The 17,279-nt window shown below is 37.4% G+C and carries 16 protein-coding genes; 14 read left to right on the top strand and 2 right to left on the bottom strand.

What is annotated here, in order from left to right; all coding sequences use genetic code 11:
* Window positions 1–3: 3 nt before the first annotated feature.
* On the bottom strand, window positions 4–1,677 hold the full coding sequence (gene ilvD / locus J1N09_RS03105; protein WP_265198044.1) for a dihydroxy-acid dehydratase: 1,674 nt from the start codon (window positions 1,675–1,677) through the stop codon (window positions 4–6).
* Window positions 1,674–2,564, bottom strand: coding sequence for a branched-chain amino acid transaminase (locus J1N09_RS03100; RefSeq protein WP_265198042.1), 891 nt, complete (start codon window positions 2,562–2,564; stop codon window positions 1,674–1,676). The genes ilvD and J1N09_RS03100 overlap by 4 nt, the downstream gene beginning before the upstream one ends.
* Before the next feature lie 425 nt (window positions 2,565–2,989).
* Here J1N09_RS03100 and J1N09_RS03095 point away from each other — a divergent pair, with 425 nt between their 5' ends.
* The 14 genes from J1N09_RS03095 (at window position 2,990) to J1N09_RS03030 (ending at window position 17,076) form a co-directional block, all read left to right on the top strand.
* Window positions 2,990–3,595 (top strand): hypothetical protein, encoded by a 606-nt coding sequence (locus tag J1N09_RS03095; protein ID WP_265198041.1) that lies wholly within the window; start codon window positions 2,990–2,992, stop codon window positions 3,593–3,595.
* 198 nt (window positions 3,596–3,793) lie between these two features.
* Window positions 3,794–4,447, top strand: coding sequence for a hypothetical protein (locus J1N09_RS03090; RefSeq protein ID WP_265198039.1), 654 nt, complete (start codon window positions 3,794–3,796; stop codon window positions 4,445–4,447).
* A gap of 202 nt (window positions 4,448–4,649) precedes the next feature.
* Window positions 4,650–5,387 (top strand): DUF6090 family protein, encoded by a 738-nt coding sequence (locus J1N09_RS03085; RefSeq protein WP_265198038.1) that lies wholly within the window; start codon window positions 4,650–4,652, stop codon window positions 5,385–5,387.
* 233 nt (window positions 5,388–5,620) lie between these two features.
* Window positions 5,621–7,693: a prolyl oligopeptidase family serine peptidase gene (locus J1N09_RS03080; protein WP_265198037.1), complete on the top strand. Its 2,073-nt coding sequence runs from the start codon at window positions 5,621–5,623 to the stop codon at window positions 7,691–7,693.
* Window positions 7,694–8,031: 338 nt separating this feature from the next.
* Complete coding sequence (locus J1N09_RS03075; RefSeq protein WP_265198036.1) at window positions 8,032–8,466, top strand: RrF2 family transcriptional regulator; 435 nt, start codon at window positions 8,032–8,034, stop codon at window positions 8,464–8,466.
* 57 nt (window positions 8,467–8,523) lie between these two features.
* The gene (gene ric, locus J1N09_RS03070) at window positions 8,524–9,240 is read left to right on the top strand and encodes an iron-sulfur cluster repair di-iron protein (RefSeq protein ID WP_265198035.1); all 717 of its coding nucleotides are present in this window, start codon (window positions 8,524–8,526) and stop codon (window positions 9,238–9,240) included.
* 17 nt (window positions 9,241–9,257) lie between these two features.
* Window positions 9,258–11,372 (top strand): ribonucleoside triphosphate reductase, encoded by a 2,115-nt coding sequence (locus J1N09_RS03065; protein WP_265198034.1) that lies wholly within the window; start codon window positions 9,258–9,260, stop codon window positions 11,370–11,372.
* Window positions 11,362–11,532, top strand: a complete 171-nt coding sequence (gene nrdD / locus J1N09_RS15500) for an anaerobic ribonucleoside-triphosphate reductase (protein ID WP_321160792.1) — start codon at window positions 11,362–11,364, stop codon at window positions 11,530–11,532. Before J1N09_RS03065 ends, nrdD begins: the two co-directional genes overlap by 11 nt.
* On the top strand, window positions 11,477–12,199 hold the full coding sequence (locus tag J1N09_RS03055; protein WP_321160791.1) for an anaerobic ribonucleoside-triphosphate reductase activating protein: 723 nt from the start codon (window positions 11,477–11,479) through the stop codon (window positions 12,197–12,199). Before nrdD ends, J1N09_RS03055 begins: the two co-directional genes overlap by 56 nt.
* 40 nt (window positions 12,200–12,239) lie before the next feature.
* A complete protein-coding gene (locus tag J1N09_RS03050; RefSeq protein WP_265198030.1) occupies window positions 12,240–13,085 on the top strand; it encodes an alpha/beta hydrolase family protein in 846 nt (281 codons plus the stop codon).
* Between the two features lie 386 nt (window positions 13,086–13,471).
* Complete coding sequence (locus J1N09_RS03045) at window positions 13,472–14,188, top strand: DUF6090 family protein (RefSeq protein ID WP_265198029.1); 717 nt, start codon at window positions 13,472–13,474, stop codon at window positions 14,186–14,188.
* An 81-nt stretch (window positions 14,189–14,269) separates the two neighbouring features.
* Window positions 14,270–15,316 (top strand): DUF6090 family protein, encoded by a 1,047-nt coding sequence (locus J1N09_RS03040; RefSeq protein WP_265198028.1) that lies wholly within the window; start codon window positions 14,270–14,272, stop codon window positions 15,314–15,316.
* A 247-nt stretch (window positions 15,317–15,563) separates the two neighbouring features.
* A complete protein-coding gene (locus J1N09_RS03035) occupies window positions 15,564–16,418 on the top strand; it encodes a CPBP family intramembrane glutamic endopeptidase (RefSeq protein WP_265198026.1) in 855 nt (284 codons plus the stop codon).
* Between the two features lie 193 nt (window positions 16,419–16,611).
* A complete protein-coding gene (locus J1N09_RS03030) occupies window positions 16,612–17,076 on the top strand; it encodes a hypothetical protein (RefSeq protein WP_265198025.1) in 465 nt (154 codons plus the stop codon).
* Window positions 17,077–17,279: the final 203 nt, after the last annotated feature.

Below are 17,279 nucleotides of genomic sequence, written 5' to 3'. Positions count from 1 at the left end.
TTGCTATTTATCTGTTACACATCCTTCCGATGCTGATGAAACCGTTCGTGCATACTTGCTCAAAACTCCTCGCTGGAACTTTAACGCTGGTGCCTTCCAGGCCTTTTTTCGTTCCATTAATTCGGATTCAGAAACATCAAGTTCGATCGTATTCTTTACTGCGTCGATCGTAATCTTGTCGCCATTGTTAACTAAGGCTATTGGCCCACCTACCTGGGCTTCCGGAGAAACATGTCCCACAACAAAGCCGTGCGATCCTCCTGAGAATCGACCATCTGTAATTAAGGCCACATCGTTTCCAAGTCCTGCACCAATAATCGCAGCAGTTGGCTTCAGCATCTCAGGCATACCTGGACCTCCTTGAGGCCCTTCGTAACGAATTACTACGACATCACCTTTCACCACCTTACCGTTGCGTATACCCTCATTCGCTTCGTATTCAGAATTGAACACCCGTGCATTTCCTGTAAATTGAAGTCCTTCCTTTCCGGTTATTTTGGCTACGGCTCCCGTTGGAGAAAGATTTCCTTTCAAGATGCGCAGATGCCCATTTGCTTTGATCGGCTTCTCAAGTGGTTTGATCACATCCTGACCTTCGGCCAAGGAATCCACTTCCACCAAATTCTCAGCGAGCGTTTTTCCTGTGACCGTCATACAATCGCCGTGAAGCAATCCTTGTTCGAGTAGATACTTCAATACCGCTGGGATTCCACCAACCTCATGCACGTCTTCCATTAAGTACTTTCCACTTGGTTTCAAATCCGCCAAGAATGGTGTTGTATCAGAGATATGTTGGAAATCATCCAAGGTAAATTCGACCCCAGCAGTACTTGCTATCGCTAAAAAATGCAGCACCGCATTAGTCGACCCTCCAAGTACAGTAACCAATCGAATGGCATTCTCAAGAGACTTTCTCGTTACAATATCTAGAGGTTTGATATCTTTCTCTAGCAGCAAGCGCAATGCCTCCCCAGCTCGAACACTTTCTTTAATCTTTGCATCGGACAGCGCAGGATTAGATGAATTGAATGGTAAGGACATCCCCAAAGCTTCAATTGCTGACGCCATGGTATTTGCCGTGTACATCCCTCCGCATGCTCCAGCACCAGGACATGCTTTTTCTATCACCTGTTGGTACTCATGGTCATCGATGGTTCCAGCATTTTTCTTTCCCCAAGCTTCAAAAGCAGAAACAACATCGAGTTTCTTTCCTTCATGACATCCAGAGGCGATTGTACCTCCATAGACCAATACACTTGGGCGATTTACACGCAACATGGCCATCAACGCACCAGGCATGTTTTTATCACACCCGACTACAGTTACGAGTCCATCATATGACATTCCTTCTACCACCGTTTCCATGGAATCAGCAATCACATCACGTGAGGGTAAAGAATAACGCATTCCAGGTGTTCCCATAGATATTCCGTCACTTACTCCAATCGTATTGAAAATCAATCCAACAAGGTTTTCGTTCGACGTACCCTCTTTGACTTTCTTTGCGAGGTCGTTTAGATGCATGTTGCATGGATTTCCTTCATAACCGGTGCTTGCAATACCAACAAACGGCTTATCCAAGTCTTCCTTACTCAGACCTATTGCATGAAGCATGGCCTGTGCCGCAGGTTGAGAATCATCTTGCGTGATTCGACAACTGTACTTATTCAGTTTCATACTAATTCGAAATTTTTGTATTCAAGTTTTTGAACGCGATTGAGATAGGCTGTCGAAAGCACAGCTCCTAAGGTTTCTTCCCATTGTAGACCAAATGTGTTTCCATCCAAACTTTCAATGCCTGCTACTTCAGCTGCCGTTCCTGTGAAAAATGCACCATCGGCATCATATACGTCCTCTGGGGTGAAGTGCTTCTCCACCACTTCGATACCGAGTTCATCAGCGAGTTCGAATACAGTCTGGCGGGTAATTCCTGCTAAAATGTTGCCGAGCGGAGCGGTGAACAATTTCTCATCCTTTTCAAAGAAGAAATTTGCACCAGGACCTTCTGCAACGTATCCATTCATATCCAGAAGTAACGCTTCATCGAACCCCTTTTGCTTAGCTTCTGTTGTTGCCAAAATGGAATTTGTATAATGCCCTGTCACTTTGGCTTCCACATGACACGATTTAGGATTAGGTCGCTGATAAGAGGAAGTCATGACGCTAAGTAATTGATCACCGAGGTAACGATCCCAACTCCAAGCACAGAGCATCACATGCACCTCATCTGTTGGCTGTAAAGTCATATTTGCGCCGAGATAAACAAGAGGACGGATGTATGCATTGTGGAGACCGTTCCGATCGAGCAATTGATATGTCAGCTCAACCAATTGATCAACCGTATAATCGAGTTTAATGTGCATTTTCTCTGCTGAATAGAACAATCGTTCGTAATGTTCATGGGCCTTAAATACGCGAGCTCCTTCCTCAGTCGCGTAAGAACGAATTCCTTCAAAAACGCCAGAACCATAGTGCATGGTTTGCGCGTACAGGTCGGTTGAGGCTTCTGATGCTTTCATCCAGTTACCATCTAGAAAGATGGTGGTGTTTTCATTGTAATACATATTATGTGTTTATTTGATTCAAAAAAAAAGCCCTTCTCGAAGTGAGAAGGGCTCAGTGTTATACATACAATCGTCCTAATCTCACTCGAGCAGAGCAGAAATAATAATGACGATAATAATGTTGTTCAATGTGCGTTTCATCTAAGTTCTATTCATAAAAAAAGCCACCCTAATGGATGGCTTCAAATCTTTATATCTGCATATACCATCCCTAGAGCCTGTGATCAATAATCACGACTTCAATAATGGCAGTAATATTCTTCATTTTTCTCATTACGATCGCAAATCTATAATAAGATTTAGAACTTGACAAATTAAATTATCATTTTTAACCATAACATCAACTAAAAGCCACGGGCTGAACGACCACAACCGAGAAGCCCGCGTCTCCTAGTTGAGAACCGTTGTAAAACAATTTAAAAATAATGAAGGAATTAATCCAGAAGAAGAATTTTATCACCAGAGAATATCGATTAGGGGAATCCAAGTTATTTTTCTACAAGATTAGTTACGGTAATGGTGATGAAATGGATATCCCGTATGAAAATATAGATGGCGAGAAGGTAAGAGCAAACAACAATAGCTACATAACTTTGCTTCTAGGTATTGGGGGGCTTTTGTTTGGTGTGTTATTATTACTACTAGGAATGTTTGTTGAAAATCTTCAAACTGGTTATTTAGGGATTGTAAGTCTATTATTTGGAATTCCAGTCATTGGATACTATTGGCTGACTAAAGAAAAACTTTGGAAGATTAAACTCTCAAATGGTACTTATCTACATTTCCACCAGTCAATTCCAAGCCCAATTACTGTCGAAGAATTTATAAATGAACTAATAACCACAAGAGATAAATATTTACTTGATAATTACGGTACAATTGACAAGAACTTGGGATATGAGGAACAACTCAGTAACTTCAAATGGCTCAAATCTATTCGTGTCATTTCTAACAATGAGTTCGACAACAAAGTAATAGAATTAAGAAATGTAGTTGATCCTGAAAAATTTAAGATCGGGTTTGGGAAGTAAATCGTTTTACAACAGTGGCTATAAATCAACGCCAGGGTTTTTGCCGAAAATCGTTAACTTCATCTACTAATTATAAACACGAGTTATAAATCCGACTCATCGCTGGAGCACTTTTGGGTGCAAAAAGCTACCCAAAACCGCTGGCCAAGCGCGTCGAATTCATAGCCGTGGACGTTGTAAGTAATTTATTAAATAGACATGAGGCATCTATTAATTTTTCTACTAGTACTTTCTTCCAGTTCGGTATTTTCTCAAAACAATGAATGGTACGAATTTGACTTGGATACTGTTCTATCTTTCTCAATGCCATCAAATGAAATCATGGTACATGACACGATAGCCCAAGGATTTACTGTAAAAGCAATGAGCTTAAATATTGACAATCATAATTTCGTTGCTCAAAGAATGAATAAGACTAAAAAAGTAGAAAAAGAATTGTCCACGTTACCACACGATTCGGCTAGTTTGAATGATTTTTATCTAAAACTAATAGACGGAATGCAGGAATCTATCCCATATAGGATTATCAACAAAAAATCGTTTCTAGAAAATGGATTGACGGGATATTTTGTTTCTTTTGGGAATGAACAAGGTGAGCCAGTCTTTGATTCGAAGATTTATCAATTAGGCAAAGAAACTTATACTCTATCCTATGTCAATTATGAAGATTTCGACGAAAGTATTCGAGATAATTTCCATAATTCTATTCGAATAAATAACATCGAAAGCATCTCCCAATATGAAGGTACTGAAACTAGCGTTCGAATAGCATATGCTCTAGGAAAATATGTTGGCGGTGGAGTGTTTTTGATTCTCCTGATATTTGCCGCAGTAAAAATTTTCAATAAATAAACTACTTACAACAGTGGCTATAAATCAACGCCAGGGTTTTGAGCTAAAATCACTAACTTCATCTTTAAATTAAGCTCATGGCGAATCCGACTTATCCGCAGCAGCACTTTTGGGTGCAAAAAGCTACCCAAAACTGCTGGCCAAGTGCGTCGAATTCATAGCCGTGGACGTTGGGCTTCATTATTTGACCAACCAATAACCAATGATAAAATTCTTTAGAAAAATTAGACAAAAGTTACTCTCTGAAAATAAATTCAGTAAGTATCTGATATATGCAATTGGAGAAATTATACTTGTCGTTATTGGAATTTTGATTGCGCTTCAAATAAATAATTGGAATGAGTATCGGAAAGAGAGAGCTGAAGAAACTAAAATACTCAAAAACATAAGAGTTGATTTACAACAAACTTTAGCTGAGTTAGAAACTGCTCTGGCGTTCCATGAATCAACAATAGATGAAATTACGAAATTAGAAAATTACAGTAAAAACAGTTTACCTTATTCAGAAGAACTTGATTACAGCTTTGGCTTACTGCCTCATTTTTATACTGCTTTAATAACAAGCTCATCATATAAGTCACTTCAAACAACTGGGGTTGGACTTATAAAAAATGATTCACTTCGGGATGATATTATAAATATTTATGATGTTACTTTGGCAGATATTTTAGATTATAATAAAGATGAAGAAAGGATACAATCATTAACTGTGATGCCATTTTTTTCAAAGAATATTAGATATTTTGATAACTCAGTATATAGTGCGAAACCTAATGATTATAGTAGCTTAATAAGTAATGAAGAGTTTTTGAATGTATTAAGCATAATAAAAAGAACAAGAAGAAGAGGGATAGAAAGATATAATGGAGATATAGTTCGATTAAAAGAAGTAATAGAGAAAATAAAGACAGAATTAGATTCAAGAATTGAAAATAAATAACGAAAGCCCAACAGTGGCTATAAATCAGCTCAAAATTGAACTGATTTGATTAACTTCCCTTTTAAATAAAAAGTCCACTAAAAATTCGAACCCTGAGCGCAGCGTTTTTGGATTTTCAAAATTTACCTAAAAACGCCGGCCCATCGCCGAATTCATAGCCGTGGACGTTGTGCAACATTGTGGTTCGTGCAAAAGAGCTAAGTAAACATAGTAAAATCAAAAAATAAACTGTTATGAAAGATTACCTCTTCCTTATATTAATGCTCTTAGGTGGGCTTAACAGTTTTGCTCAAAATGAAACATTTAAATTAGAAGACTACCAATGGTTGCATGAGCTAGAGTCCAAAGATAATATTGAATGGACTAGTGCCCGAAAAACAGAGGCTTTAGATTATTTTAAAACTATTGAAATACTGCCAGTTATAGAAAAATGGAATAAAAAATATTTTAAAAGAAAGAAATGGAATTTTTTAGCACAAGTTCCACCTGATGCGAGCCAAATTGGCGACTATGCTGAACGAATTTCAGGTAAAAACTGGGGTCGTATGCCTTATAGTAGTTATTTGTTAGGAATGCGGCCCAATAGAATTAATATAGAAAGTCTTAAACTTCCTATTGAAGGTGATTTATTGTTCGATGAAGTAATTAGTCGTGCACCAGACTTCAACGACTGTCTAATATTTTACAAAAAAAAGGGTAAAAGACTTTTAAAGGCTTTAACGGAGTATAATTACGAAACAGAGCAAATCGCTGAAAATGCGTTTCAATTGCCACCTGCGCAAACGCAGGTACAATGGCATGATGCAAATTCTATTTATGTATGTACAAATTTAGAAAGTCCAAAAGAATATGGATATAAATTACGGCTTTGGACTCGCGGTGAACCTATAGAAGATGCGAAGGTGCTTTTTGAGACTAAACTTAAAAAGGCTGGTTTAATGCTTCATAAAAGAGGAGATCATTTATTTGTCACAGAACAAAAACAAGCCTTTGATGAGGTTTACTATCATTTAAAAGATGAAAAGCTAACTAGACTTAATCTACCTAAAGACGTGGCAGATATGACGTTTGTTTCAGGGCAGTTTGTCGTGCATTTAAGAAGCGGCTGGAAACCTGCAAACACCTATTTTCCAGCTGGAAGCATTATTGCCATAGAATTTAATGACTTTTTGAATGGTGACAAGAATTTTAATTTGATTTCTGAATCAAATACCAAAAATGTCATTGACAACATATGGAATACTAATGACATTCTAATCGTGAGAACCCTAGAAGATGTACAATCGGTGTTGTATGAATGGACATTTGCCCAAGACAAATGGCAATCCAAAAGGATTGAAAGTCCAATTGGAAACAGATTAACAGTTGTAGCTACCCAAAATAAGGCCAACAGATATTACATAGATTATAGAAGCTTTTTTGAAAGGGTTCTATATGTCCGACAATCCAATGGAGATATAGAAAAATATCTTGAATATAATGAACCTGTGAAACAGGATGATTACACAGTAAAACAATGGTTTGCTACATCCAGAGACGGTACAAAAGTACCTTACTTCATAATTCATAAGAAGGATTTAAAAATTGATGGAAATAATCCGGTTATTATGACAGGTTATGGTGGTTGGGGAAATTCTATATTACCAAATTCATTGAATCAGTACATAAAATGGATAGATGATGGTGGCGTTTATGTATTAAGCAATATTCGAGGTGGAGGTGAATATGGTCCTGATTGGCATGAAGCCGCTAGAAAAAGTAATAGACAAAATGCCTACGATGATTTCAAGGCAGTTGCGGAAGACCTCATTAAAAAACAAATTACCAAGGCAGGATTGATCGGCTCTCATGGTACAAGCAACGGTGGCTTATTGGTTGCTAACGTATTTATTCAAAATCAAGGTCTCTTTGGTGCTGTAGTCATCAAAAGTGGTTCCATAGATTTGGAGCTAGCTGGAACAGGAGGCGGAAGAGGAACTGGTGCTCTTGGGGAACGAGGTGATCCTGACATACCAGAAGAATGGAATTACATGAGAAAGATATCACCTTTACATATTTTAGAGTCTGATAATGATTATCCACCCATTTTACAATTTACAAGTCGTAATGATGATGTTTCTCATTGTGCAAAATCTAGAAAATTTCATCAACGTATGAAAGAATTAGGTAATGAAAATGTATATCTAATTGAGACAGCTGGAGGAGGTCATGGTTATACAGATTTACCCAATCAACTAGAACTTGAATTAGCTTTTTTTTATAAATATCTACATCCGAATTATGAGGAATTAGTTAAAAATCAATAAAGTAGCTTCTATTTGTTAAATGTCAAAAAACGTTGCACAACAACGTATAACGCTCATTGCTGTAAGCAGATTTCCATCGGAATGATACGCGGAATCGAGAAATGATAAGTTATTAATTAACCTAAAGTTGATACAACGCAACGAAGCGTTATACAAGACCGTTGGCTGCCATCAACTAAAAGACGTGTTTAAATAACGTTCAAATTCATTGAAGATCAATGTGGCCTATACTGGATTTTTATTAACATTAGCGTGTTTATAAATGTACTAAATATTATCTCGGATATTTTTGTCTGATTTATTCTTTTTATTAATTTTCCCATAAATTATTACGACCTATGTTTTCGAAAGCTTGCGAATACGGAATTAAAGCAGTAATTCATATTTCACTGCAGTCTCAAACCGGTAAGCGGGTGAGTTTAAAAGAGATTTCAGGAGCTATCGATTCACCTCTTGCATTTACCGCTAAAATTCTACAGTCTTTGGCCAAAAGCAATATCATAGAATCGTCCAAAGGATCGGTTGGCGGTTACCATATTCCAGAAGATGTTCAAAGTAAACTAACACTTTACGAAATTGTGATTGCCATAGACGGAGATAATATTTTTGAAAGATGTGGGTTGGGATTAAGGCAATGTAACGAAACATCACCTTGCCCGATTCACAGTAAATTTAAGATTATACGTGAAAATTTGATTGATATGATGAAGAAAACAAACCTACTGGAGTTAGCTATAAGTGTAGATAAAGGAGAATCGGTGCTGGTAATTTAAAAATTTTTGTGCCTAAATCGGATAATTTTGTCCAATTAAGAATTAAAAAATGAAAAAATGAAAATAACAGAAGAATCAATGGTAGGGGAAATAGTTGCATCAGACTACCGAACCTCAACAGAGTTTAAGAAACATAGTATAGATTTTTGTTGCAATGGAAACAAAACAATAAAGGAAGCCTGCGAAAATAAACCGATCGAGACCAATCGACTCATCGGAAGTTTGATTGAAATCACATCTACCTCGAAAGAATCTGAAACCAATTTCAGCTCATGGGATATGGACTTGTTGGCAGATTATATAGAGAAAAAACACCATCGGTATGTAGAAAGTAGAATTCCTGAAATAAAGGCTCATTTAAAAAAAGTAGTATCGGTTCATGGGTGCAACCATCCCGAGCTTATTGAAATTGAAAAACACTTTTTGGATTCTGCGGAAGAATTGACAAAGCACATGAAGAAAGAGGAACTGATTCTATTTCCTTATATCAGGAAGCTGGCTATTGCGTCAACCCCAATCACTCCGCCTTTCGGAACGGTAGAAAATCCTATTGATATGATGATGAAAGAACACGACAACGAAGGTGAACGATTTCGATTGATTGCAGATTTAAGTAATAATTATACCCCTCCCGAAGAAGCTTGTGCAACCTACACAGTGGCTTTTGCCTTGTTAAAGGAATTTGAAGAGGATTTGCACAAACATATTCATCTGGAAAATAACATTCTCTTTCCTAAGGCAATTACGACAGAACGTCAAAAAATTCAATCATAACCTCATAAATCGCAGACATGGAAAACTATGTAATTAAAAGAAATGGCGAATACGTTCCTTTTATGCCGTATAAAATTGAAGACGCCATAAAAAAAGGGTTTCATAGCGTTCAAGCAAATTATGATGAGACAATATACTCTGAGGTACTTCAATCCATTGAGAAGAAAACAACATGGGCTGTAGAAGAAATTCAGGATATCATTGAAAAATCGCTTTTTAGTAAAGGTTATTTTGACGTGCTACGGTCATTTATGCTCTATCGGCATACAAGAAAGCTTCAGCGCGAGCATGTCGAAGGCCTTAATGAAGACACCACTTACGTTGATTCAACACAAACCATTGAAGAATACATCGGAATGTCTGACTGGAGAATCAATGCAAATGCAAATACATCTTATTCCAGTGCCGGACTCATAAATAATACCGCAGGTAAAATAATTGCAAACTACTGGCTGGACAAAGTGTACAGCAGAGAAGAAGGTTACGCTCATCGAAATGGGGACATACATATACATGACCTGGACTGCCTTACAGGTTATTGTGCCGGTTGGTCTCTGAGGAATTTACTAAATGAAGGATTCAATGGCGTAAGAGGGCGAGTTGAGAGCAGACCTCCCTCCCACTTTCGGGAAGCCTTGGGACAAATGGCAAATTTTCTTGGTATTCTTCAAAGCGAGTGGGCAGGAGCTCAGGCCTTTAGTTCATTTGACACCTACTTAGCACCTTATGTTTTTAGAGACGATCTTTCTTTTAATGAAGTCTTGAAGGCTATAAGGAGTTTCGTATACAATCTGAATGTGCCCGCCAGATGGGGACAATCCCCATTTACAAATATTACACTGGATTGGGTTGTACCTGAAGATTTAAAACAACAAATACCTACCAAAAATGACCTACACCTATTTCAGGGCATTGAAAATTCAATTCTTGAACAAAAATCTCTGGAGAGAGGAGTTCAATCCTTACAGGATCTGAACTACTCTCATTTCCAACAAGAGATGAATATGATTAACAAGGCCTATTACACAGTAATGACCGAGGGAGATGCCAACGAACAACCATTTACCTTTCCCATTCCCACTGTGAATATCACAGAAGAATTTAACTGGTATGGTGAAAACACAGACCTCCTGTTTGAAAACACAGCTAAAATCGGTTCCTCTTACTTTCAAAATTTTATTGGAAGTCAATATTTAACTGATGAGAGCGGTAATAAAATCGAGAATCCGAAAGCGTATAAGCCCAATGCGGTAAGAAGTATGTGTTGCCGATTACAACTTGATTTAAGAGAATTACTAAAACGCGGCAACGGATTATTTGGCAGCGCAGAAATGACTGGAAGCATTGGCGTGGTAACCATTAATATGGCACGTTTGGGCTATTTAAACAAAGGTGATAAGGAAGGATTATTTAAAGATTTAGACCATTTTCTTTCTCTGGCAAAATCAACTTTGGAAAAGAAAAGAAAAGTCATTCAGGAATTATTCGATAGAGGTTTGTATCCATATACTAAGAGATATTTACCAGGTTTCAGAAACCATTTTTCCACGATTGGAGTGAATGGAATGAATGAAATGCTGTTGAATTTCACCGATGGTGAAATTGATATGAGCGCTGAACAAGGTGTTTCGTTTAGCATAGAAATTCTAGATTTCGTTCGATCCAAAATGCAATTATTTCAGGAAGAAACCGGCAACTTATATAACCTGGAAGCCACTCCTGCCGAAGGCACAACCTATCGTTTTGCGAAAGAAGATAAAAAGCGTTATCCGAATATCATACAAGCAGGTGAGGGTGAAAACATCTATTACACCAACAGCTCACAACTTCCGGTAAATTATACTGAAGATCCTTTTGAGGCATTGCTAAAACAAGATGAACTGCAGTGTATGTACACTGGTGGTACAGTCTTGCACCTGTATATGGGTGAAAAAATTAGCTCGCCTGAAGCTTGTCGAAATTTTGTAAAGAAAACCCTTACAAATTTTAAACTCCCATACATAACCATAACTCCTGTCTTCAGTATTTGTCCTACTCATGGTTACATTATAGGAGAACATGAGTACTGCCCAAAATGCGATGATATCCTATTAGAAGAATTAACCAAAAACAATAAGAATTATGCAAGCTAGAATCAAAAACACAGACGTACTTGAGCAAAACCAAGATAAAAGAACCAAGTGTTTGGTATTTACAAGAGTGATGGGCTACCACCGTCCTGTAGAAAGCTTTAATATTGGAAAAAAAGGGGAACATAAACAACGAACGCACTTTAAAGAATATGTGGAATAAAAAAATCGTCTGCGATTTAACTCCTTTTTCTCTAATTGATTATCCGGACAAAACTTCCTGTATAGTTTGGTTTGCGGGCTGCAACATGAGATGCCGTTATTGCTACAATCCTGAAATAGTTTTCGGGAAAGGCCAATTGAGATTGGGGGAAGTTCTTGAATTTGTTAAATCCAGAGATGGCCTTTTGGATGGTGTCGTATTCAGTGGAGGTGAATGTACATTGCATGAAGAAATAATGCCATTTTCAAGAGCTTTAAAAGAATTAGGACTATTAGTCAAAATTGATACGAATGGCTCAAAACCTGATCTTATTCAGAAGATGTTGAGATTGAGTCTTATTGACTATGTCTCTTTAGATTTCAAAGCACCACTACATAAATTTAAATCGGTAACGGATTCAACTTTATTTAAAGAATTTGAAAGATCATTACAAATTCTGCTTAAAGCGGAAATCCCTTTTGAGCTCAGGACAACATTTCATTCGGAACTTCTTAATGACTCAGACCTAAGAGGAATGATTGAGTTTGTCAATAATGCAGGTTACACTGGAAACTATTACATCCAAAACTATATCCATAGTGGGAATACTGTAGGTAGAATTGAAAACCGCCACAACAGGTTGCAAACGCAGCATCTATCTAGTAATAATATAGTAATTAGAAATTGAAGCAATATGCAATTGGAAGAATAACTAAAATGATACAGACATGAGAAATCTTTTTATAAAAATCGTTTTGCTCCTTATCATATCTGTTTCTACAAATGGACAAACAATAGTAGATACACTAACCTTTGAAAGTAGAGGTTCAAAACTTACAGGATATTTCTATCCATCAAGACAAGCGGATTCCCCAACACTTTTGTTTACGCAAGGATTTATGGATTCAGGAGACATTTGGAACATTGGAGAAACACTTTCTAAGAATGGCATCAATGTTTACCAATTTGACTTCCGAGGCTGTCATAACAGCGAGGGGAAGCAAGGTTTGATGAATTCGCAAGAGGATTTAGGTGCAGCATTGATATTCCTCAATTCAGTAGAAATGATAAAGAAGTATGGCATTGACACGGAAAACATAATTATTGGTGGCTATAGTTATGGCGGGCATATGTCTATGTTATATGCAATTAAGCATCCAGAAATCAAACAAGTTATTGGCATTTCAGGAGGTGACCTTGGAATTTTCGGAGATTTAGTAAAATCAAATCCTAATCTGCTTAAGGGTTACTCCGATTTTTTTCAATCGATCAAGAAACCAATGGGACCTGTAGATTTTGCATTTGATAACCCAATTCAAGAGTTAATTGATAATCAGGAATACTTCTATATCCTAAAGCAGGTTGATAGTCTATCAAATGTTGACGTTTTATTGACTGGTGGACTTGACGACAATGTTGTGAGTATAGAAGATTATATTCTGCCCCTTTATAGAGCGTTAAAAGAAAACAAAGCAGTGAAAGTAGAATGCAATGTCTATCAATCAGGACATTCCTATAAGGGAGTATCTGATAAATTATTAACCGACATTGAAAATTGGATTAAAAAAGAATAACGGCAGCCAACATTGGCTATAATTCAGCCGCTCGCTGAAGAGTATCTCCACATTCTTCTTATATTTAGACAAATCACGTTCCAGGGCGTTCGGTAAAGGCCGAAATTATAGCCGTGGGCGTTGTGCTTCATTACTTCTTCGCTTGCCTACTTCGCCGAAGTAGCTTGGCTACGAAGGCCGAAAAGCTTCGGAGTAGAAACTATGACTAACCATTAATAAATAAGATTCTCGCTTTCTCGGGAAATAGAATATGATAAAATTCTTTAGAGGGCCGAACGGGAATCAAAGGTCTGGTAGACCTTTGATAGTGAGGAGCCAGGTGGTGCGCAGGCAATTAAATCAAGATATATATGATTAAGTTTTTTAGACGAATTAGATACGACCTCATGGAGAAAAATAAAACAGTAAAGTATTTGAAATATGCCGTTGGCGAAATTGTGTTAGTCATGATAGGTATCCTACTAGCCTTGCAAGTAAGTAACTGGAATCAGGGGCGTAAGGAAGCGAACAAAGAGCAACTACTACTGGAGGCGCTTCATCAGGAGTTCCTCGAAAATAGAACCCAATTGGATAGTGTAGTCTTTGTACATGAGCGATCTTTAGCTCATAATGAATACATGATTTCGCTATTCCCTATTAATCCAGAGACCATCAATATAGACACAGTGAGTAAAGGTTTCCAATATTGGGGGAATTGGAGCACGTTTAATCCATCTCAAGGAGTAATCAAGTCTTTGGTCAACTCTTCCACATTCGAGCTGATCTCCGATCCTGAGTTAAGGGTACTTCTGGTATCATGGGAGGATGTGCTAGCCGACTATAAAGAAGAAGAGGACATAGCAGTACAACTTCTCTATGATCATCTTTTTCCAGAGCTAGCATCTAATGTTGCTTGGAGGCGCGGTGGAATGAAGGATGATAGATTTGATAAAAACTACCTTGCTACAGTCGATTTCGAGAATCTATTCTTTAGGAGAGCAGGTATCTTAAATACCATATTAGGTCTAGATTCAAAAGGCAATAACGAGCTATCACAAATCAAGGTGACCATCGATCGTATCCTCGAACTTTCAACAATAAAAACCAATGATAAAATTCTTTAGAGGACCCAACGTAAAAAAACAGTCCAGCGGACTGTTTTAGTGAAGGGGCCAGACTGCAACGCTGGCATTAAACATAAAATTATGATTAAGTTTTTTAGGAGAATTAGATACGACCTCATTGAGAAAAATAAAACCGGAAAGCCTGCCTGGCCGGTAGGCAGGTATTTTAAATACGCTATTGGTGAAATAGTTCTTGTTGTCATTGGTATAGTAATAGCTCTGCAGATTAACAACAGTAATGAATTAAGAAAAGAGAAAGACCAAGAGGCTATAATTCTTTCAGACATTAAGGAAGACTTTATAGCCACACGTTTAAATTTTCTTGAAACTATAAAAAATCAAGAAAGAGCCATATTAAGCTCTCGAGATTTAATAGATGCTATAGAATCTCAAGATTATTCAATTCATCCAGATATCATTAGAGAATATATTCGCAAGGGTGCATTTTCGCATCATCAAGCGGTAGCTATTACGGGAAGTTATAACGCAATTATAGGTTCAGGAAAAACCTCAATTCTAAATAATAAAGAATTACTTAAAGCTTTAGCAAACTTCTCTTCACAATATCAGGCTGGTTTTGAAGATGAAACTAAATCTGATAATCTTTTAAATTTAATGATGACCACTTCGAAAGACTTTTTTTCCCCTTTGAGCGATGATGGTTTGAGGAGATCTGTTGCTCTTAAAAAGAGATACAGTTTGCAGGAAAAAGAAATAGCAGTTAAGAGTCTTTATGATAATGAATCATTTTTAGCGTATTTGCTTCAACGAACACGCTGGGAAAACGAAAGAGCCAAACACCAAAAGGACTTACTCAAATTTTTAAATAAGGTTTTATATCAATTTAATTTTAGTGAACTCACACCTGAAAAAGAAGTATACAGCAGATATATTGGACACTACACTAATAAAGATGTTGAACCAATAAAAATTAGTTATGCTGATGAATCTCTATATGTTACTGGGTGGGATGGAGCAAAATCGGAGCTCGTACAATTGAATAATTCTCTTTTCTACGCTATTAACTGGAATCAAACATTAGATTTTAGTGGTGTTGATTCTACAAACATAGTCTTAACCCAATTTATTGACAAAGATCCAATAGAATGGGAGAAGGATGAAAACTAACGAAAGCACAACAATGGCTATAAGTAATCCGCCAAAGGCGGACGGGTTCCTTGTTCTCGCCTACTTTGGAAATTCCTACGGAATTTCCAACTTGGTATATACTTGCAACCCGCCCGAACGTACCGTTCGGTACGGGCGGGAGTTAAGTGCTAACCCACGCAACTACTCATAGCCGTGGACGTTAGGCGCAATGTAACAAACCCGCAATCGATTCGTCTTCTGTGAGCATAACAATCAGAAAGTTCTAATGTTAAAAAATTTATCCGAACGCAAAGAAGCCTGGAAGACAATTTTCCTGTTTCTTGCGCTTGTCATTCTACTTACTTCACCTTTCCACTATGCCATAGTCAATTTATATCCTTCAAGGATATATGTTGGAGCTATCATGTGGTGTCCCGCGATAGCTGCGTTTATAACCTTGAAAATAAAAGGGCGTAAAATTTCATCACTAAATTGGAAGTGGGGGGATTGGAAATATATCCGATGGTCCTATTTTATTCCTGCATTATATGGTATAATCACTTATATACTGATCTGGATTTTCGGATTCGGAAACTTAGCTAATGAAGAAGCAATTACAGAATGGGGAAAAGAACTTGGGTTGTTTGGAATAGGAACATTAAATCCAGCGTCGATAACAATCATAGCTATTATTTTATTAGGAACTGTAGAAGTAATAAGAGCCTCGGCAACGACTTTAGGAGAGGAAATTGGTTGGAGAGGTTTTTTTATTTATGAATTAAGAAAGGTACTTTCATTTACTGGTGTTTCTATTTTTAGTGGATTTATTTGGGCTGCTTGGCATTGGCCGCTGCTTGTTTACTACAGTAATAATGTGCTATTGGAATTTATGACATTCTTTATAGTAATTATTTCTATGTCATTTATTATGACCTACTACACCTTTAAATCTAAAAGCCTATGGCCAGCGGTAATATTTCACGCAGTAAGTAATGTGTATATTCAAAAAATATTACCTGAAATAACAATTAAAAATGAGGGAACAGAACATTGGCTAGGTGAAAACGGGATAATGTTTGCAATTGTGACTTGTGTTTTTGGAGTCTACTTTTGGAGAAAAGCAATTATTGAAAAGTTATAAGTCGATAACACGGCGCCTAACAGTGGCTATAAATCAGCTCAATTCGTTCCGAATTGATTAATTTAACTACAAAATAAAGAGTCCACTGAATTCGACATGACGCTCCAGCTCTTTTGGGTGCGAAAAGCTACCCAAAACCGCTGGCCTAACCCGTCGAATTCATAGCCGTGGACGTTGTGCTTAATGATATCAGATGGACATAAAAGAACTTAAAAACAGACCAGATATAGACCAACATAAAAAGCTTTATGCTTCTTATGCTCAATTCGATAAACTCTTAGTGGAATTGAGAACAAAGGAATTACCCAATGAAACTGTAAACTCTGTTAATGATGGAATCGACCAAATAAATTCAGTTTCGGAATCAGAAAAAGTGTTAAGAAGACAAATAAATAAAACTCAATCTCGCATTATTAAGTTAATTGAGAAAGAGCATAAGCTTGTGACTAAAAATCATTATCGAAATACTTGGTTGGCGGTTGGAATGGCTGCATTCGGAATTCCTCTTGGTGTTGCTTTTGGTGCTAGCCTTGGGAATATGGCTTTTTTAGGAATAGGATTGCCTATCGGGATGGCTATTGGTATAGCAGTTGGTACGGGAATGGATAAAAAAGCATTTGAAGAAGGAAGACAGATTGACTTGGAAATAAAACACTAAGCACAACAATGGCTATATTCCATTGCTCGTTTCGCTTTCGGGAAATTCATATCTTTAAACAAATTAAATCAGTCCGGGAATGTTACGTCGCGGCGCCCTTCTCCCCTACGCACCAGCCGCCAGCGTTAATAAACTCAGCCGCCTGCTGCCAACAGGGCCGAAGTCGCAACAGGAACATAGCCGTGGACGTTGGCGTTCATTAG

This window comes from Aureitalea sp. L0-47 (genome assembly GCF_026126405.1).
In the GTDB taxonomy this organism is placed as follows: Bacteria; Bacteroidota; Bacteroidia; order Flavobacteriales; family Flavobacteriaceae; genus Pukyongia.
Note: the sequence above shows the minus strand (reverse complement) of the source record. Positions and strands in the feature narration are given on the sequence as shown.